The organism is Phycicoccus sp. DTK01 (assembly GCF_017312765.1).
Taxonomy (GTDB): Bacteria; Actinomycetota; Actinomycetes; order Actinomycetales; family Dermatophilaceae; genus Phycicoccus; species Phycicoccus jejuensis.
Genome location: NZ_BOPU01000001.1, coordinates 691,674 through 710,999, shown reverse-complemented (window position 1 = coordinate 710,999; position 19,326 = coordinate 691,674). Strand labels below are relative to the sequence as shown.

Sequence of the window (19,326 nt, the reverse complement as noted above, 5' to 3'; positions counted from 1 at the left end):
GGGCTCGGCGGCAGGCGCGCCGGTAGGGTCGGCGGCATGCTGCGCGTGGGCCTGACCGGGGGCATCGGGTCCGGGAAGTCGACCGCTGCGCGGGAGCTCGCGCGGCTCGGGGCGCACGTCGTCGACGCCGACGCGGTCGCCCGCGAGGTCGTCGAGCCCGGGCAGTCGGCGCTCACCGAGATCGCCCGACGCTTCGGCGACCACCTCCTGCGCCCGGACGGCTCGCTCGACCGGCCGGCCCTCGGGCGCGTCGTCTTCGGTGACCCGGCGGCGCTGCGCGACCTCGAGGCCATCACCCACCCCGCGATCTGGGCGCGCACGGCCGAGCTCGTGGCCGAGGTCCCGGAGGGCGGTGTGCTCGTGCACGACATGCCGCTCGTCGTCGAGAAGGGGATGGCGGGGGAGTACCACCTCGTCGTCGTCGTGGGGGCCGACGCCGAGGTCCGCGTGGCGCGGCTGGTCCGCGACCGCGGGATGGACGAGTCCGACGCCCGCACACGGGTCGCCGCGCAGGCGGACGACGCGGCGCGCCGGGCCGCCGCCGACGTGTGGCTGCCCAACGAGGGGAGCCCCGAGGCGCTGGCCACGGCGGTGCGCCGGCTGTGGCACCGACGTCTCGAGCCCTTCGCCGACAACCTGCGCAGCGGGACCCGCAGCCGCCTGCCCGTACCCGTGCTGTCCCCGCCGGACGCCGACTGGGCGCCCACCGCGGCCCGGCTCCTCGCCCGGGTCCGGCACGGCGTGGGCGAGGCGGCGGTGACGCTCGACCACGTCGGCTCGACCGCGGTCCCGCACCTGCCGGCCAAGGACGTCGTCGACCTGCAGGTGGGTGTCGCGACCCTCGCCGACGCCGACGACCCCGCCTTCGTCGCCGGGATGGCGCGGATGGGGTTCGTGCGCGTCGAGGACGTCACCGAGGACCACGGCAGGGACGGCGCGCCGTGGCCCAAGCGCTTCCACGGGTCGTCCGACCCTGGGCGCGTCGCCCACGTCCACGTGCGCGAGGTGGGTTCTGCCGGTTGGCAGTTCGCCCTGCTCTTTCGCGACTGGCTCCGCGCCGACGCCGGCGAGCGCGACGCCTACGCCGCCGTCAAGGCCGACCTCGCGGCCCGCCTCGTGACGACCGAGGAGTACGCCGACGCCAAGGAGCCGTGGTTCGACGCGGCGTCCCCGCGAGCCCGCGCCTGGGCCGAGCGGACCGGATGGGCGCCGGGGGCCTGAACCTCCCCCCGGCCGACGGGGTGTGACAGGGTGGGTCGATCGCGCTCCGGTGGGGGGACCGGGGCACCATCGACGAACTGGGGACTCCGTGACCGCGACCGACACCACCGCCGTCGACGACGGGACCGGTGCGCTCAGACGATCCATCAACGGCAAGCAGCTCTTCTTCTACACGCTGGGTGACGTGCTCGGCTCGGGCATCTACGTCCTCGTGGGGCTCGTCGCGGCGGCCGTCGGTGGCGCGTTCTGGGTCGCCTTCGCCCTCGGCATCCTCGTGGCCGCCATCACCGGGTCCGCGTACGCCGAGCTCGTGACGAAGTACCCCCGGGCGGCCGGTGCGTCGCTCTACGTGAAGAAGGCGTTCGGCAGCCCCGTGCTGACCTTCCTCGTCACCGTGTCGTTCCTCTCCGCGAGCTTCGCCGCGACGGGGTCGCTCGCCACCGGCTTCGCCTCGTACTTCGCGACGCTCTTCGACGGCGGCGGCCCGCCGGCCCTGCTCGTGTCGCTGGTCTTCGTCGCGCTGCTCGCCGTCGTCAACTTCGTCGGCATCACCGAGTCGGTCGTCATGAACATGCTCATGACCTTCGTCGAGGTGGCCGGCCTCCTCGTCATCATGGCGATCGGCGTCTACCACGTCGTCCAGGGCGACGCCGACTTCGGCGTCCTCACCGACATCAGCACCGACGGCAACCCGGCGCTGGCGATCCTCGCCGGGATCGCGTTCTCGTTCTTCGCGATGACCGGCTTCGAGAACACGGCGAACGTCGCCGAGGAGACCGTGGACCCGCACCGCCACTTCCCGCGCTCGCTCGTCGGAGGCATGGTCGTCGCCGGCGTCGTGTACGTCCTCGTCTCGATGGCCGCCGCCCTCACCGTGCCCGTCGACCGGCTCGCCGACTCCGACGCCGCGCTGCTCGAGGTGGTGAAGTCCGGGATCCTGCCGTTCTCGACGGACCTCATGGCGACGGTGTTCTCGGTCATCGCCCTCGTCGCCATCACGAACACGACCCTCGTCACCCTCGTCACGCAGCCGCGCATCCTCTACGGCATGGCGAACGAGGACGTCGTGCCCGGCATCTTCGCGACGGTCCACCCCCGTCGCCGCAGCCCCTGGGTCGGGCTGCTGTTCAGCGCGCTCGTCGTCGCGGCGCTGCTCGTCACCGGCACGGTCGTGCTCGAGGCCGGCGGTGGGATCGACCTGGTCAACCGGCTCGCGCTGGTCACCGTCGTCTTCCTGCTCTTCATCTACGCCCTGGTCATCGTCGCGTGCCTGCGCCTGCGCGGGCAGGACGAGCACGAGAAGACGTTCCGGGCCAACACCCCGCTGCTGCTCCTGGGCCTCGTGGGCAACCTCGCGATCCTCGCGTTCGCGGTCTACGACGACCCGACGTCACTCCTGTGGTGCGGGGGCCTGCTCCTGCTCGGGGTGGTGCTGTACCTCGTCGAGCGGGTCGTCGGCTCGCGGACCGGCAGCGACGACACGGAGACGGACCCGGCGCTCACCCGGTGACGGTGGCGACGGCCCGGGGTCCGAGGCGCTCGAGCGCGGCGACGAACAGGTCGAGGTCCTCGGGCCGGGTGCGGTGGTTGCCGATGGCGACGCGCACGGCGAGCCGTCCCCGCAGCGTCGTCTCGGTGACGACCGCCACGCCGCTCTCCTGCACGAGGAGGACGAGCTCGCGTGGTCGTTGCCCATCGTGTACGGCACGACGCGCGCGAGCACCTCGGCGTAGGCGGCCTCCGCCCCGATGCCCTCACGGGGGAGGGGGCCGGCGAAGGAGTCACGCACGTCGTCGGGCAGCGGCTGCCAGACGGGCTCGTCCCGGCGGCGCTCGAGCCGGTCGAGGAGGTCGTCGACCACACGGTGGGCCAGGGCCCGGAAGGCCTCCGGATCGACGGGGTCGAGGGTCTCGGGCACGGAGCCGGTCATGGCGCCGATGCTCCCACCGGGCGCGCGGCGGGGCCAGACCCCGCCGCGCACCGGTGTCAGGCCCGCCGCAGCCGCAGCGTCGCGATCTGGAAGGGCCGCAGCGAGATCGAGCCGTCACGGTCGGTCAGCGCCCGCGGCTCCTGGAGCGGCCGTTCGAGGAGGTCGGTCTCGACGACCTCGGTCGCCTCGAACCCGGCGACGAGCCGGGCCGACGCGCGCCCGCCGTGGGCCTCGTAGAGCCGGACGACCACGTCGCCGCTGCGGTCCTCGGCGAGCTTGACCGCCTCGACGACGACACCCGGGTCGCCCTCGAGCCGCACGAGCGGAGCGGGGGCGGCCGCACCGCGCACCGAGCGCACCGGCAGGTTCGCCCGGTAGCCCTCGACGACGGCCTCGGCGACCTCGGCCCCGACGACGAGCCCGGCCCGCAGCCGGTGGTGGCCCTGGTCGGCCTCGGGGTCGGGGTAGACCGGCGCGCGCAGGAGCGAGAGCCGGACGGTCGTCGTCGTGCCGGGGGTGGCCTCGGCGTCGCCGCGCGAGGTCCGGCCGACGTCGTGGCCGTACGTCGAGTCGTTGACGACCGCGACGCCGTACCCCGGCTCGCCGACGTGGACCCAGCGGTGGGCGCAGGTCTCGAAGCGGGCCGCGTCCCACGAGGTGTTCGTGTGCGTCGGGCGCAGGACGTGGCCGAACTGGATCTCCGAGGCCGCGCGGTCGGCATGGACGTCGAGGGGGAAGGCGAGCTTGAGCAGCTTCTGACGCTCGCGCCAGTCGACGTCGAGCTCGACGTCGACGACCCGGCTGCCGGCCCGCAGGGCGAGCACCTGCTCGACCCGGGAGGAGCCGAACCGGCGCACGACGCGCACGGCGACCCGCTCCGGCCCCTTCTCGACGAGCTCGACGAGCTCGGCGTCGACGAGATCGGTCGTGTGCCGGCGGTAGTGCTCGTCGACGTCCCACGCGTCCCACTGGGTGGGGGTGTCGCGGTGCAGCTGGAGCAGGGCGCCGCGGCTCCCCGGCGCGAGGACCTCGCGGCCCCCGGCGGCGAGGTCGCGCACCGACGCGAGCAGCCCGTCGCGGTCGACGACCAGGCGCACGAGCCCGTTGTCGACGACCCACCCGCCGGTGTCGGGGTCGGGGGAGTCCTCGACGCCGACCGGGGTCTCCGGTCCCGAGCCGTCGAGGACCGCCGCGCCGAGGGCGGTGACCCCGTCGCGGTCGTGCGGCGCCGCGTTGAAGACGACCTCGTGCTCGCCCTCGCCCGCGAGAGCGGCCAGGGCATCGTCGACGAGCGTCTCGAGCTCGGTCGCCACCCGCTCGTAGTTGGCCTCGGCCTCGCGGTGGACCCAAGCGATGGACGAGCCGGGCAGGATGTCGTGGAACTGCTGCAGCAGCACCGTGTGCCACGCCCGCTCGAGCGCGTCGTAGGGGTACTCCGCGCCCGTCGTCACCGCCGCCGTCGCCGCCCACAGCTCGGCCTCGCGCAGGAGGTGCTCGCTGCGGCGGTTGCCCCGCTTGGTCCGGGCCTGCGAGGTGTAGGTGCCGCGGTGGAACTCGAGGTACATCTCGCCGCTCCACACGGGTGCGTCCGGGTAGGCCGCCTCCGCCCGGCGGAAGAAGTCGTGGGGGTCGCCGAGCTCGACGCGCGGGGAGCCCTCGAGGTCGTGGGTGCGCGCAGCGGCCGCGAGCATCTCGCGGGTGGGACCGCCGCCGCCGTCGCCGTACCCGAAGGGCAGCAGCGAGAGGTCGGTCCGCCCCTTCTCCGAGAAGTTGCGCTCGGCGCGCGCGAGGTCGGCCGCCGAGACGTCGGAGTTGTAGGTATCGGCCGGCGGGAAGTGGGTGAAGACCCGGGACCCGTCGATGCCCTCCCACCAGAAGGTGTGGTGCGGCATCCGGTTGGTCTCGTTCCACGACGGCTTCTGAGTGAGGAACCAGCGCGCGCCCGCCGCGAGAGCGATCTGCGGCATCGCCGCCGTGTAGCCGAACGAGTCGGGCAGCCAGACGTCCTCCGGCTCGACCCCGAGCTCCTCGAGGAAGAAGCGCTTGCCGGCGACGAACTGGCGGGCCAGCGCCTCGCCTCCGGGCATGTTGGTGTCGGACTCGACCCACATGCCGCCGACCGGCACGAACCGGCCCTCGCGCACGCGCTCCTTGATCCGCTCGAACAGCTCGGGCTGGCTGTCGCGCACCCAGGCGTACTGCTGCGCCGAGGAGCACGCGAAGACGAGGTCGGGGTCCTCGTCCATGAGGGCGAGGACGTTGGAGAAGGTGCGGGCGCACTTGCGCGCGGTCTCGCGGGTGGGCCAGAGCCAGGCCGAGTCGATGTGCGCGTGCCCGACGGCGACGACGCGGTGCGCGCTGGCGTCCGCCCCCGCGTCGAGCGCGGGCCGCAGCGCGGCGCGGCCGGCCGCCGCGGTGCCGGCGACGTCGTCGGGGTCGACCGCGTCGACGGCGTCCTCGAGCGCCTTGAGGGCGCCCGCGCGGCGGCTGCCGGCGGGCAGCTCGGCGACGAGGCCGCGCAGGGCCGTCACGTCCTGGAGCAGCTCCCACACCTCGACGTCGACCTCGGCGAGGTCGACCCCGTCGTAGCGGTAGCGCGGCTCGCGCCCGGCCGTGGCGAGGTCGCCGAGCGGGGTCGGCTCGAAGGTGAAGGCGCCGGCGCCGGCGACGTCCGGGTTGGACGACGCCTCGAGCAGCACCTCGACGGCCTGTCCGTCCGCGGAGACCGCCGCGAGCGGCACGTACCGGTTGCGGGGGTGCAGGCCCTTGATGACGGTGCCGTCCGGGCGGTAGGCCGTGGCCTCGGCCTGGAATCCGGGGTGGTCCTCGGAGTAGCCGAGGTCGGCGACGACCTCGACGCGCGTGCCGTCACCTCCCCAGCCCTCGGGGACGGTCCCGCTGGCGCGGAACCACGTCGTGCCCCACGGGCGGCCCCAGCGGGTACCGGGGGAGACGGGTTCGAACGCGGAGGTGGAGGCCTCGGCGAAGGGGACGGGCTCGCCGGGAGCCTCCCACCACTCGACGGTGAGGGGGGTGCTGCGGCGGTGGAGGCCGGGGACGAGGCGCTCCCGCACGAAGCGGTCGACGCGCAGCTCGACGAGGTGGCTGTTGTCGTGCACGGGTGGTGGTTTCCTCTCAACCCTTGACGGAGCCGGCGAGGGCGAACGAGCCGCCTCCGAGGCGTTGGACGACGAGGTACAGGACGAGCACGGGCAGGGAGTACAGGACGGAGAAGGCGGCGAGCTGCCCGTAGGCCACCGCTCCGTTGGTGCCGAAGAACGTGTAGATCGACACGGCCGCAGGCTGTTTCGCCGGGTCGAGCAGGAGCACGAACGGGACGAAGAAGTTCCCCCACGCCTGCGTGAACACGAAGATGAAGACGACCGCCATGCCGGGGCGCATGAGCGGGACGACGACCCGCCACAACGCCTGCATCGAGCTCGCCCCGTCGACCCAGGCGGCCTCCTCGAGCGACACCGGCACCGAGTCCATGAAGTTCTTCGTCATCCAGACGGCCATCGGGAGCGCCGTCGCGGAGAGGAAGAGGATCGTCCCGGGCACCGAGTCGAGCAGCCCGAGGGTGACGAAGAGGGCGTAGACCGGCACCATCACCGCGGTGATGGGCAGGCAGCTCCCGAAGAGGATCGTGTGGAGGAACGCCCGGTTGAACCGCATCTTGTACCGCGACAGCGGGTACGCCGACAGGGTCGCGACGAGGACGACGATGACCGCCGTCGCGCCCGAGACGACGAGCGAGTTGAGCAGCGGTCGGAAGGTCAGCTCCGGGGTGAGGACGTCGCGGTAGTTCTGCAGCGTCGGCTCCTCGGGCACCGAGACCGACACCGTGGCGCTCGGGTTGACCGACGCGAGGAGGATCCAGGCGAGCGGCACGAGGAACGCCACGCCGACGACGACGAGCGCGAGCCCGGCGGCCAGTCGCGGGCCCTTCGTGCGGCTCGGCGCCGCGGGGCTGACCCGGGGGCGCCGGGGTGGGCGGGTCGCGGCCGGCGGGACCGGCACGGCGGCGGTGGGCGACGGCGTGGTCGTGGGCGTCGTCATGAGTCGACCTCCGGCTTGAGCACCTTGACGTAGACGACGGCGAACAGCGCACCGACCATGAGCGTCACCGTGGCGATGGCCGTGCCGTAGCCGACCTGTGCGAACTTGAAGGCCTGCTGGAAGGCGAGGATGGGCAGCGTCGAGCTCTGCGTCCCGGGGCCGCCGCCGGTCATCACCCAGATGAGGGTGAAGACGCCGAGGGTCTGCAGCGTCGTGAGCATCATGTTCGTCGCGATGGCCCGGCGGACCATCGGCAGCGTGATCCGCGTGAAGCGCTGCCACCAGCCGGCGCCGTCGATCTCCGCGGCCTCGGTGAGGTCCGGCGGGACCTCGGCGAGGGCGGCCGAGTAGACCATCATCGAGAACGCCGTGCCGCGCCAGACGTTGGCGAGGATGACGGTGAGCAGCGGGAACGTGATGAGCCAGGTCGGCCCGTCGAGGCCGAGCCACCCGAGCATCTCGTTGAGCGTGCCGTCGGTGGCGAAGAACGCGTAGAGGGTGAACGCGGCGACGATCTCGGGCAGCACCCACGCCGTGACGACGAGGGAGCTGACGACCGAGCCGAGCCGCTTCGGGCCGTTGCGGACGAGCAGCGCGAGGGCCATCCCGAGGACGTTCTGGCCGACGATGGCGGAGCCGACGACGAAGACGAGGGTGAGCCAGACCGACTTCCAGAACTGGCCGCTCGTGAACAGCTGCGTGTAGTTGTCGAGACCGACGAACTCGGGGGCGACGGCGCGGTAGCCCGACAGGGCCGCGTTGGTCAGCGAGCCGTAGAGGGCGTACCCGATGGGGCCGACGAGGAAGATCCCCATGAGGACGACGCCGGGGGCGAGGGGGAGGAGGCGCAGGAACGTGCGCCGGCCGCCGGTGGCGGCACCCCGCCCCGGGCCGCCGCGGTCGCGGCGGCTCGGGGCGGGTGCGAGGGCGGTGCTCACCTCAGCCGCCCTGGACCTTGTCCTGGCCGACGATGCCGACCAGCCCCTCGTCGTAGGTCTTCGCCGCCTCGTCGGGCGTCGCCGACCCGGTGGCGACGGACTCCGCCGCGACCTGGATGTTGCCGGAGATCTGCGAGTAGTCCGGGGTCGCCGGCCGGAAGTTCGTCGTCGGCACGAGCGAGGAGAAGAACTCGAAGGACGGGTTGTACGAGGTGTACGCGTCGTCCGAGGCGACGTCCTTGCGGACCGCGATCTGGCTGTTCTCGGTGTCGTACTTGAGCGTGTTCTCGCGGTTGAGCGCGACCTTGATGAAGTCGAACGCCGCGTTCTTGTCCTTCGCGTTGGCGCCGACCGACAGCAGCCAGCCGCCGGACATCGACACCGAGCCGGGGGCCTGGCCGTTCTGGGTCGGCATCGGGGCGAAGCCGATGGTGTCCTCCCAGCCCTTCCAGGCGTTGTCGCCCTCGATCCACTGGCCGGGCAGCCACGAGCCGTCGAGCGCGATGGCCAGCTCGCCCTTGGGGAGCATCTCGGTGGCGACGCGCGAGCCGACCGTGGCGTCGAGCGCGACGTCGAGGGCCGGGGCGAGCTTCTCGCCGAAGATGGTCTGGTAGAAGCCGAGCGTGTCCTTGAAGCCCTGCGACCCGGTGACCCACTTCTGGCTCGAGTCGTCGTACAGCGTGCTGTCGGTGCCGTACAGCAGCATCTCGAAGCCCTGCATCGAGGTGGCCTCGCCGGCGGCCTTGCCCGCGTAGACGTTGATCGGCGTGACGCCCGGGGCCTTCTGCTTGATGGTGCGGGCGGCGCTGAGGACGTCGTCCCAGGTCTTCGGCTGCCAGTCGGTCGGCAGGCCGGCCTTCTCGAAGATGTCCTTGTTGTAGAACAGCGCACGGGTGTCGGTGCCCATCGAGACGCCGTAGGTCTTCTTGTCGTCGCCGAGGCCGGCCTGCTTGGCGACGTCGTCGAACTGGCTCCAGTCCGACCACCCGGCGAGCTGCTCGTCGATGGGGGCGAGGTAGCCGGCGGCGGCGTCGCTGCGGACCTGGAAGCTGTCCTCGTAGATGACGTCGGGGGCGGTGGAGGGCGAGCGGTTCATCAGGGCGAGCTTGGTGAAGTACTGGTCCTGCTCGGCCTCGATCGCGGTGAGCTTGACCTTCTTCCCGGGGTTGGCGGCCTCGTACTCCGAGGCGGCCTTCTTGAGGACGGCGTCGAGCTGCGTGAACTGCGCCGTGCGCTGGTAGGCGACCGTGATCGTGTTCGTGTCGCCGGACCCGGAGGATGAGCCCGAGCCGCAACCGGCGAGGACGATCCCGAGGGAGATGGCGGCGGCACCGAGGGCCGCAGGACGGGTGCGCTGCATCGGGGGGTCCCTTCGCGTTCGCGGGTCACCGTTGACCCGGCTTGCGAGGTTTATACATCAAATGGACTAACTGCCGTCAAGGGGGATCCGGGGTTCGTGGACACGGAATCTCGACAGGTGGACGCCGGCCGGCGGGGGTGTCAGTCGACGAGCAGGGCGGAGGAGCGCGCGCTGAAGGCCTGGTCGAGGACGGTGCTCGCGGCGCCCACCGCGGCGACGTCGGGGCCGAGGACGGTGCCGCGCACCGCGATCGGGTGGATGGCCGCACCGACGGCCCGGTCACGCACGAGCGCGGGGACGAGCGTGAGGAACGTGGGGGAGAGCCGGGCCCAGAGCGGCCCGCCGAAGACGACATGGTCGGCGTCGAGGACGTCGACGAGGTCCGTCACCGACTTGGCGACGTGCCGGGCCCAGTCCTCGAGCAGGGCGAGGGCGCGGGTGTCCCCGGCGTCGGCGAGGTCGCAGAAGGCGTCGAAGGCGACGAGGACCGAGGCGCCGGGGTGGAGGGGGTCGCCGGCCGGCGGGGGCACGGTGGGCCCGCCGGCGTCCGTGAGGTCGGGCGCAGCGGGGTCGAGGTCCCAGTGCCCGATGCCCTCGCGGACCGCGCGCCGGACGACCTGGCCCGGCGCGCAGACCTCGCCGAGGCAGCCGCCGAGGCCGCACCAGCAGGACGGGCCGGTGGCGCCGGTGCCGAGGTGGCCGACCTCGCCGGCGTTGCCCGAGGCCCCGCGCAGCACCTCGCCGCCGACGACGAGACCGGCGCCGACACCGGTGCCGAGGTAGAGGAAGACCGCTGTCGCGCCGGGCCCGAGGCCGCCGGCCCAGACCTCGCCGACGGCGGCGGCGACGACGTCCTTGTCGAGCAGCACCGGCAGTCCGGTCGCGTCGGCGAGGGTGTCACGCACCGCGACCCGCTCCCAGCCGGGGAGGTTCGGGGGGCGCACGAGCGTGCCGGCCGCGCGGTCGAGCGGACCGGGGGCGGCGACGCCGAGCCCGACCAGCCGCCCCGGGTCGATGCCCGAGCCGGCGACGAGGCGGTCGACGTCCTCGACGACGTCGCGCAGCACCTCGTCCGGGTCGGCGCCCGGGCGCAGCGCGCGGGCGGAGCGGGCGACCGGCTGCCCGGTGAGGTCGAGGAGGACGTGGCTGACGACGGCCGGGTCGAGGTGGACGCCGACGGCGTAGCGGCCCGAGGGCTGGAGGCGCAGCAGGGTGCGCGGCTTGCCGGGACCCGAGGCCCGGCGGCCGGCCTCGACGACGAGGTCGTCGTCGAGGAGGCGGCGGCAGATGTTCGAGACGGCCTGGGGGGAGAGGCCCGTCGCGGACGCCAGCTCGACCCGGCTCAGGCCCTCCGGGTGGTGGCGGATCGCCTCGAGGACGACGACCTGGTTGTAGCCCCCGACGCGGGGCAGGTTGGAGCCCCGGCGGATGGTCGGGGGCGCGGGCACGCCCGTCATCGTCGCACGTGGGCGCCCGGGCCGGGCAGCGATCCCGTCCACGCGCACGCGGCCGCGGCCCCTGTCGGTGCCGGGGCCTACCGTGGATGCATGCGCCCCACCACCGAGCTCCAGCGCCGCGTCGCGCCGTTCGAGGTCGTCTCCGAGTTCTCGCCCGCCGGCGACCAGCCGAAGGCCATCGAGGAGCTCGCCCGCCGCATCAAGGCCGGCGAGCAGGACGTCGTCCTCCTCGGCGCCACCGGCACCGGCAAGTCGGCCACCACCGCGTGGCTCGTCGAGCAGGTGCAGCGCCCGACACTGGTCATGGCGCCGAACAAGACGCTCGCCGCGCAGCTGGCCAACGAGTTCCGAGAGCTGTTGCCGCACAACGCCGTCGAGTACTTCGTCAGCTACTACGACTACTACCAGCCCGAGGCGTACGTCCCGCAGAGCGACACCTACATCGAGAAGGACTCCTCGATCAACGAGGAGGTCGAGCGGCTGCGGCACAGCGCCACGAACAGCCTGCTGACCCGCCGTGACGTCATCGTCGTGGCCTCCGTCTCGTGCATCTACGGCCTCGGCACGCCGCAGGAGTACGTCGACCGGATGGTCCCGCTGCGCGTCGGCGACGAGGTCAACCGCGACGACCTCCTGCGCAAGTTCGTCCACATGCAGTACACCCGCAACGACCTCGCCTTCACCCGCGGCACCTTCCGGGTCCGTGGCGACACCGTCGAGATCATCCCGGTCTACGAGGAGCACGCCGTCCGCATCGAGTTCTTCGGCGACGAGGTCGAGGCGCTCTACACGCTCAACCCGCTGACCGGCGAGGTCGTGCGCGAGGAGCAGGAGATGTACGTCTTCCCCGCCTCGCACTACGTCGCCGGCCCGGACCGGATGGAGCGGGCGATCGCGGGCATCGAGCGCGAGCTCGAGGACCAGCTGGCGAGCTTCGAGCGCCAGGGCAAGCTGCTCGAGGCGCAGCGGCTGCGGATGCGCACGACGTACGACATCGAGATGATGCGCCAGATCGGGTCGTGCTCGGGGATCGAGAACTACTCGATGCACATCGACGGCCGCTCGCCGGGCTCGGCGCCGAACTGCCTCCTCGACTACTTCCCGGAGGACTTCCTCCTCGTCATCGACGAGTCGCACCAGACCGTCCCGCAGATCGGCGCGATGTACGAGGGCGACGCCTCGCGCAAGCGCACCCTCGTCGACCACGGCTTCCGCCTGCCGTCGGCGATGGACAACCGGCCGCTGAAGTGGGAGGAGTTCCTCGAGCGGATCGGCCAGACCGTCTACCTGTCGGCGACCCCGGGCGACTACGAGCTGGCCAAGAGCGACGGCTTCGTCGAGCAGGTCATCCGCCCGACCGGGCTGGTCGACCCCGAGGTGATCATGAAGCCGACCAAGGGCCAGATCGACGACCTGCTCCACGAGATCCGGCTGCGCACCGAGAAGAACGAGCGCGTCCTCGTCACGACCCTCACGAAGAAGATGGCCGAGGACCTCACCGACTATCTCCTCGACAAGGGAGTGCGAGTCCGGTACCTGCACAGCGACATCGACACGCTCCGCCGCGTCGAGCTGCTGCGCGAGCTGCGGATGGGCGAGTACGACGTCCTCGTCGGCATCAACCTCCTGCGCGAGGGTCTCGACCTGCCGGAGGTGTCGCTCGTCGCGATCCTCGACGCCGACAAGGAGGGCTTCCTCCGCTCGACCCGCAGCCTCATCCAGACGATCGGCCGCGCGGCGCGCAACGTGTCGGGCCAGGTGCACATGTACGCCGACAAGGTCACGCCCTCGATGCGCGACGCCGTCGAGGAGACGACGCGCCGGCGCGAGAAGCAGGTCGCCTACAACCTCGCGCACGGGGTCGACCCGCAGCCGCTGCGCAAGCGGATCGCCGACATCACCGACATGCTCCAGCGCGAGGACGCCGACACCCAGGAGCTCCTCGGCTCCGGGCGGGCGCGGTCGCGCGGCAAGGCCGACGGTGGTCGTGGCCGCGGCGCGGTGGCGGCCGACGCGGACGCCGCGATGGGCACGCAGCGCGGCAAGGACCTGCCGGCGAGCGAGCTGGCCGGCCTCATCCAGGAGCTCTCGACGCAGATGCACCAGGCCGCCGGCGACCTGCACTTCGAGCTCGCGGCGCGGCTGCGCGACGAGATCGGCGACCTCAAGAAGGAGCTGCGGCAGATGAGCGAGGCGACGCGCTAGCCCGGGCCACCGGCGCTGGTCCAGGCCGCCGAGCGCGACGAGCGAGGCCACCCGCCGGAGGGCGGGTGGCCTCGTCGTCTGCTCGACCGGTTCGCTCGGCTCAGCCGGCGAGGTCGCGGCTGCGCTGCTGCACGCCCATCTCGCCGTAGGGGTAGTCGGTCGCGCCGAGGTCGCTCGCCGCGTCGAGCGCCGCGTTCTCCTCGGGCGTCAGCTCGACGTCGACGGAGCGGAGGTTGGCCCGCAGCTGCTCGGTCGTGCGCGCGCCGAGGATCGTCGAGGTGACGGCCGGGCGGTTGGTCACCCACGAGAGGGCGACCTCGGCCATCGACACACCGCGCGCCTGCGCGACCTGCTCGACGGCCTCGATGATCCGCCATGTGCGGTCGGTGCCGCGGCGGTCGTAGGCCTCCATCCCGCGGTTCGGGTCGTCGCCGAGGCGGGTGTCGCCGGTGGGTCGCTGGTCGCGGGTGTACTTGCCCGACAGCCAGCCGCCGCCGAGCGGGCTCCAGGGGAGCAGGCCCATCCCGGCGTCGAGCACGGCGGGGACGATCTCCCACTCGATCTCGCGGACGATGAGGCTGTACTGCGGCTGGAGGGTCACCGGCGGGCGCACCCCGAGGGCGCGCGCGGTGTGGACGAGCTTGGTCAGCTCCCAACCGGTGAAGTTGGAGAGGCCGTAGTAGCGGATCTTGCCCGCCTGCACGAACCCGTCGAGGGTGCGCAGGGTCTCCTCCATCGGCGTGTGCTCATCGGAGGCGTGCACCTGGTAGAGGTCGACCGAGTCGACGCCGAGCCGGTCGAGGGAGGCGTCGAGGGCTCGGGTCAGGTGCCGGGCCGAGAGGCCGCTGCTGTTGGGGCCCTCCTCGAGGGCGAAGCGGCCCTTGGTCGCGAGGACGACCCGGTCGGTGACGTCCGTCGGGCGGTCCTTGAGCCAGCGGCCGATGATCTCCTCGGACACCCCGCCGGAGTACACGTTCGCGGTGTCGACGAGCGTGCCGCCCGCCTCGAGGAAGACGTCGAGCTGCTCGTGCGAGCCGGCCTCGTCCGTCTCCGTGCCGAAGGTCATCGTGCCGAGGCAGAGCTCGGAGACCGCAGTTCCACTGTTGCCGAGTCGTCGGTAGCGCATGCGTTCGACCCTAGACCGGGGTCCGCCGCGGGACGGGCCCGCGATGCCGACCGACTCACGTGTTCGCTCGGTTCCGGCGACAGGGCTCTCACGCAGGCCCTAGCCTCCGGGGGTGGCTGTGGTGGAGATCGGTGAGCCCGGTCGCGTCCGACGAGACCTTCCTCCGCTGTGCGTGAAGTCGGGTGTCCCGACGGAGGACTCGGTACGGCTGGCCGGCAGCGCGGCCCCGGGGTGGACCGGCGCGATGATCCTCTTCGGGATCCTCCCGTGGCTCTTCGCGTCGACGATGTCCGGTCGGCGGTACGAGGTGGAGCTGCCGTGGCGACGCGACCTCGTCCTGCGCTACCGGGGATGGCGCCGCGCCGGCTGGGTCCTCGTCGCCGCGGGACCGGTCATGGCGCTCGTGGGGGCATCGGCCGGGGTCGAGCGGGCGGGGTTCCTCGTGTGGCTGTCGGTCCTCGGGCTCGCCACGGTCGTCGTCACCGAGTGGCGCCACAGCGTGGGCGTCCGGTTGTCGCCGGAGGGCGTCCTCGTCGTGACGCGGGTGCACCCGGACTTCGCTCGGGCCTGCCGGCGCTGACCGCGCCGACGGTCAGCCCTCCGGGGGAGTCTCGGCCGAGAGGCCGCTGTACCACCGCACCACGCCGGCGATGACGAGCAGGAGCACGCCCGAGACGAGCACCGCCCCCTCCCACGACATCCCGCCGAACCCGGCGAAGAACGCGACGAGCACGGCGCACAGACCGACGGCGGCCGCAGCGGCCGAGAACGAGGACCCCATGCGGGCACCCTAGGGGTGGTCGAGCGGGTTCGGGACGCGGTGCTGGGGCTCGGTGGTGCGGGTGGCGCCGTCGGGTCCGTGCCAGGTGACGGTGCCGTCAGGGTCGAGGTGGGGTCGCCAGCGTCCTTGCTGCTTGAAGCGGTGGTGGCGCCGGCAGAGGTCCTCCAACCCGGTCGGCGTGGTCGCACCGACGGGCCAGGGCCGGACGTGGTCGAGGTCGCAGTGCACGGCCGGTCTGGTGCAGCCCCACATCCGGCACGTCCCGTCCCTCGTCTTGACGAACTCGCTGATCGCTGTCGGTGGCTTGTACGCGCCGCTCGTGAGCGAGGCCAGGGTCCCGGTGTCGGCCTCGAGGACGGCGCGGGCGACCTCGAAGGGCAGCAGCTTGAGGAGGTTGGCGAGGGTGGCGGGGTCGACCCAACCCAGACCGGGTAGCTGCGTCCCGGACACCGCGTACCCCGGCGACACGACCGCTTGAGTCAGGGCGAGGTCGCCGTCCAGCTCGGCCGGCTCCTCCAGCCACGACAGCTCCTCCCGCGAGTCCGGGTCGAGGTCGCCGTACCGGACGACCTCCCCAGTCGTGGCGTCCACGAGGGTGTCCTCGTCGTCCCACTCCACCCGGAACCTCGTCCCACACTGCTCCTCGGGCGCCGGCCGGTCGCTCACCACCGGAACCCCGAGCGTGACCTGCGCGCTCACCTTGACGTTGCGCAGCACGAGGTCGGCCAGCGCGTCCGCCCGCGACTCCGGCACCGAGAGGGCGTCGTCGACCTGCCGGTAGTCACCGGCCAGCTCCTCCACCGCCGCCCACATCGCCGAGGACGTCGCCGTCGGCAGGGACGCGAACCAGTCCGTCAGCCCGTCCTCCCCGGGCCGGACCTCCACACACCGGCCCCGCTTCCGCAGCGCCACGTGCGCCGCGACCTGGTCGGCCGCCACCCGCGTCGCCACCCGCCGCGCCTCACCCGCGACCCGCGCCGGGTCCATCGCGGCCAGTCGCGGCGCCAGGTCCGCGTCGACCCGCACACACGCCTGCACGTCCAACCCCGCGCAGGCGTCGACGACCTTCTGCACGCTCACGCAAGCGACCGCACCCTCGAGGAGCAGCTCGCGCACCCGCGGGAACCGCTCACCCAGCGCGGCACCCAGCGCCGCCTTCCGGCCCGCGACCCCCTCGGTCAGCCCCGTCGCGAGCGACATCCGCGTCGACGCCATCGCATCGACGAACCCCACCGGGTGCACCCGCTCCCACGACCCGGACCGCACCGTCGTCTCCACCCGCGCACCCCACGCGCCAGCCACGGAGACCACCGCATCCGCAGCGTTCGCCACCCCCTGCGCCGCCCCCGCCAGCGCGAACGCCTCCTCCGACGACAGGACGTGACCACCCTCGACCAGCTCGGCCCCCAGCCGCGCGCACTCCTCGCGCAGCGCCGCGATGCGGCGGGAGAGGGTCTCGGTGTCCATGCCTCAGTGTACCGAACACGTGTTCGACAAGCAAGGGTCGACGGACACCTGTGGACGACGAAAATGCTTGCAGGGCAGATCCATCCGGACGCCGGACGCCACCGCTCCCCGCACGCATCACCCGGTGTTCTGCAGCCCCGCCGCGAGCCCGTTGACGGTCAGCAGGAGCGGCCGGTGCCACTCCGACCCCTCGTCCTCGCCGGTCGCCCGCAGCTCGCCGAGCCCGCGCAGTAGCAGGTGGCTGAGCATGTCGACGAACGGCCGCCTCAGCCCGACGGCGGTGTACAAGTGCGGCTTCCGCTCGAGCATCTCGTCCTGCCCCAGCAGCTCGAGCACCATCCGCCGGGTGAGTGCGAGCTCGTCGAGCACCTGGGTCGCGAGCTCGGGCCGCCCACCGAGGGCGAGGAACGCGGCCGCCAGGTCGTCGTCGGTCTTCGCCAGGCTCATCTCGGCGACGTCGACGAGCGCCGCGAACACCGGCCACTCGCGGTAGGCCTGCCGGGCCTCGTCGAGGTCGCCGAGCGCGGCGAGCCCACTGCCGAGCCCGTACCAGCCGGGCAGGTTGACCCGCGTCATCGACCACGCGAACACCCACGGGATGGCGCGCAGGTCGTCGAGGCTGCGTCCCGACTCCGAGCCGCTGCGTCGCGAAGGACGTGACCCGAGCCGCAGGTCGGCCAGGAGGTCGAGCGGGCTCGACATCGCGAAGAAGTCCGCAAAGCCCGGCTGCTCCACCAGCGAGCGGAACGCCGTCCGGCTCGCCTCTGCCACAGCGGAACCCACGGCGTCGAACCGCCCGGCCGCCTCGTCGCGCGCGGCGACGTGCTCCGGCGCGTCGGTCAGCAGCACGGCTGATGCGACCCGCTCGAGGTGCTGCTCGGCGATGCGGACGTCGGCGTACCGGGCGAAGATCACCTCGCCCTGCTCGGTCACCTTGAACCGCCCGTCGACCGACCCCGTCGGCTGCGCCGCGATGGCCCGGTGCAGCGGACCGCCCCCACGGCCGAGGGACCCACCACGACCGTGGAAGAGCGTCAGCTCCACCCCGTGCCGGCGGGCCCACGCGACGAGCCCGACCTGCGCGCGGTGCAGCGCGAGGGTGGCCGCCGCCGGACCCACGTCCTTGGCCGAGTCGGAGTAGCCGAGCATCACCTCGACCTGCCGGTCGACGCCCTCGAGCCACGTCGCCGTCGACGGCAGGGCCACCCACTCCTCGAGCGTGTGGTCGGCGGCGTCGAGGTCGGCCCCGGTCTCGAACAGCGGCACGACGTCGAGCGCCAACGGGCGCGTCCCCACCGCGAGCCGGGCCAGCGCCCGCACCGCGACGAGGTCGGCCGCCGACTGGCTGAACGAGACGACGTACCGGCCGCAGCTGCGACGGCCCCACCGCTGCTGGAGCCAGGCCATGACGCGCAGGGTGTCGAGCACCTCGCGGGTCCGGTCGCCGGGAGCCCCGACGAGCTCGGGCCAGCCGTCGACCGCGAGCCGGTCCAGCAGCGCGGGGTCGGTCGCCGCGACCTCGGGGTCGGCCGGCCGGGCGTCGTCCGGCAGGAGCCCGAGCGCCTCGACGAGGGCCGCCCGGTGGACGGCCGAGTGCTGCCGCACCTCGAGCTCGGCGAGGTGGAACCCGAACGTCTGCACCATCCACACGACGTCCTGCAGCTCGCCGTGGGCCGTGCGCGCGTCACCGGCGGCGACGAGCGAGTCCTGGACGAGGGCGAGGTCGGCCAGCGCCTCCTCGGGCGAGCCGTACGCGACGCCGGCCCGCTCGTCACGGGTCGCCGCCAGCCGGGCCGCGACGACGAGCAGCTTCTGGCGGTGCGGCTCGTTGGGGGAGTCCTTGGTCACCTCGGCGAGCAGGCGTGGGTGGGCGGCGGCATCGTTGGCGAGGGCGTCGCGCAGCGCCGCCGTCGGGGGCGTCGACTCCTCGTCGACCGTGATCATCCGCGCGACCCGGTCGACGGCGTCGTGGAGGATCTCGAGCGCCTGGTCGGCGTGGGCGCGCACCGTCTCGCGTGTCACCTCGGCGGTGACGAAGGGGTTGCCGTCGCGGTCACCCCCCACCCAGGACCCGAACCGGACGATGGGCGGCAGCGGTGTGTCGGAGGGGCGCTCGTCACCACCGAAGGCCGCCTCGACCGCGCGCTGGAAGCGCGGCACCGCGTGGATGAGCGACTGCCGGAAGACCGTGAGCACCGTCTTCACCTCGTCGGCCGGCGTCGGCCGGGTGATGCGCAGCGTCGAGGTGCGCTGGAGGATGTCGATGTCCTCGAGCATCCGGCGCCGCGCGCGGGCCCGCTCCGAGGGGCCCGAGCCCGGGTCGGCGTGCGTGTCGAGGTGCTCGGCGATGCGACGCAGCGCCGACGCCACCGCCCGGCGGCGCGCCTCGGTCGGGTGGGCGGTCAGCACGGGGTGGATGCGCATCCGCTCCAGGCGCGCCCGGGCGTCCGGACCCGCCGCGGCGACGGCCGGCCCGATGTCGCCGGTGTCGCTGCCGCCGCCGTACTCGCCGTCCTCCCGGCGCAGGGACCGGGCCCGGTGCCGCTCCTCGGCGAGGTTGGTCAGGTGCAGGTGCACCGTCAGCAGGCGCGCCAGCCGGGACGTCGTCTCCGGGTCGAGGGCCGCCACGAGCGCCGCCGGGTTGCCGTCCTCCTCGCCGCGGCAGCGCCGCTCGAGGGCGTCGGTCAGCTCGAGGAGGTCCGCGCGTCCGGACTCCTCGACCACCTGCCGGTGCAGGCTCGTCAGCAGGGAGAGGTCGTCGAGCATGCTGGCCATGACGGCC

At 73.1% G+C, this 19,326-nt stretch carries 14 protein-coding genes; 4 read left to right on the top strand and 10 right to left on the bottom strand.

Features of this window, described 5'->3' with window-relative positions:
• Positions 1-36: 36 nt before the first annotated feature.
• Together coaE and J3473_RS03265 are read left to right on the top strand one after the other, a co-directional pair.
• Positions 37-1,221, top strand: a complete 1,185-nt coding sequence (gene coaE / locus J3473_RS03270; RefSeq protein WP_207021868.1) for a dephospho-CoA kinase — start codon at positions 37-39, stop codon at positions 1,219-1,221.
• 88 nt (positions 1,222-1,309) lie between these two features.
• Positions 1,310-2,731, top strand: coding sequence for an APC family permease (locus J3473_RS03265; protein ID WP_207021867.1), 1,422 nt, complete (start codon positions 1,310-1,312; stop codon positions 2,729-2,731).
• On the opposite strand, the gene J3473_RS03260 is transcribed toward J3473_RS03265, so the two are convergent.
• From J3473_RS03260 to J3473_RS03235, 6 genes are all read right to left on the bottom strand, one after another.
• A complete protein-coding gene (locus J3473_RS03260; RefSeq protein WP_207021866.1) occupies positions 2,721-2,870 on the bottom strand; it encodes a hypothetical protein in 150 nt (49 codons plus the stop codon). The two genes, J3473_RS03265 and J3473_RS03260, sit on opposite strands and share 11 nt — an antisense overlap.
• A 337-nt stretch (positions 2,871-3,207) precedes the next feature.
• On the bottom strand, positions 3,208-6,270 hold the full coding sequence (locus J3473_RS03255; protein WP_207021865.1) for a glycoside hydrolase family 38 C-terminal domain-containing protein: 3,063 nt from the start codon (positions 6,268-6,270) through the stop codon (positions 3,208-3,210).
• Positions 6,271-6,286: 16 nt separating this feature from the next.
• A complete protein-coding gene (locus J3473_RS03250) occupies positions 6,287-7,210 on the bottom strand; it encodes a carbohydrate ABC transporter permease (protein WP_207021864.1) in 924 nt (307 codons plus the stop codon).
• The gene (locus tag J3473_RS03245) at positions 7,207-8,025 is read right to left on the bottom strand and encodes a carbohydrate ABC transporter permease (RefSeq protein ID WP_084696776.1); all 819 of its coding nucleotides are present in this window, start codon (positions 8,023-8,025) and stop codon (positions 7,207-7,209) included. The genes J3473_RS03250 and J3473_RS03245 overlap by 4 nt, the downstream gene beginning before the upstream one ends.
• A 124-nt stretch (positions 8,026-8,149) precedes the next feature.
• A complete protein-coding gene (locus tag J3473_RS03240) occupies positions 8,150-9,508 on the bottom strand; it encodes an extracellular solute-binding protein (RefSeq protein ID WP_207021863.1) in 1,359 nt (452 codons plus the stop codon).
• Between the two features lie 140 nt (positions 9,509-9,648).
• Complete coding sequence (locus J3473_RS03235) at positions 9,649-10,965, bottom strand: ROK family transcriptional regulator (protein WP_207021862.1); 1,317 nt, start codon at positions 10,963-10,965, stop codon at positions 9,649-9,651.
• A gap of 90 nt (positions 10,966-11,055) precedes the next feature.
• Between J3473_RS03235 and uvrB the strand changes: the two genes are divergently transcribed.
• Entirely contained in the window at positions 11,056-13,170 is a 2,115-nt protein-coding gene (gene uvrB, locus J3473_RS03230; protein WP_207021861.1) for an excinuclease ABC subunit UvrB, read from the top strand.
• A 100-nt stretch (positions 13,171-13,270) separates the two neighbouring features.
• Here uvrB and J3473_RS03225 read toward each other — a convergent pair whose 3' ends face one another.
• Positions 13,271-14,296 carry an aldo/keto reductase gene (locus tag J3473_RS03225; RefSeq protein ID WP_207021860.1) on the bottom strand — a complete coding sequence of 342 codons (1,026 nt, stop codon included), beginning with the start codon at positions 14,294-14,296 and terminating at the stop codon, positions 13,271-13,273.
• Between the two features lie 112 nt (positions 14,297-14,408).
• Between J3473_RS03225 and J3473_RS03220 the strand changes: the two genes are divergently transcribed.
• The gene (locus J3473_RS03220; protein WP_207021859.1) at positions 14,409-14,876 is read left to right on the top strand and encodes a hypothetical protein; all 468 of its coding nucleotides are present in this window, start codon (positions 14,409-14,411) and stop codon (positions 14,874-14,876) included.
• 12 nt (positions 14,877-14,888) lie between these two features.
• Here the strand turns inward: J3473_RS03220 and J3473_RS03215 are convergent, their stop codons facing one another.
• From J3473_RS03215 to J3473_RS03205, 3 genes are all read right to left on the bottom strand, one after another.
• A complete protein-coding gene (locus J3473_RS03215) occupies positions 14,889-15,077 on the bottom strand; it encodes a hypothetical protein (protein ID WP_207021858.1) in 189 nt (62 codons plus the stop codon).
• Positions 15,078-15,086: 9 nt separating this feature from the next.
• The gene (locus tag J3473_RS03210; protein ID WP_207021857.1) at positions 15,087-16,544 is read right to left on the bottom strand and encodes a DUF222 domain-containing protein; all 1,458 of its coding nucleotides are present in this window, start codon (positions 16,542-16,544) and stop codon (positions 15,087-15,089) included.
• A gap of 117 nt (positions 16,545-16,661) precedes the next feature.
• Positions 16,662-19,319, bottom strand: a complete 2,658-nt coding sequence (locus J3473_RS03205; protein WP_207021856.1) for a phosphoenolpyruvate carboxylase — start codon at positions 19,317-19,319, stop codon at positions 16,662-16,664.
• Positions 19,320-19,326: the final 7 nt, after the last annotated feature.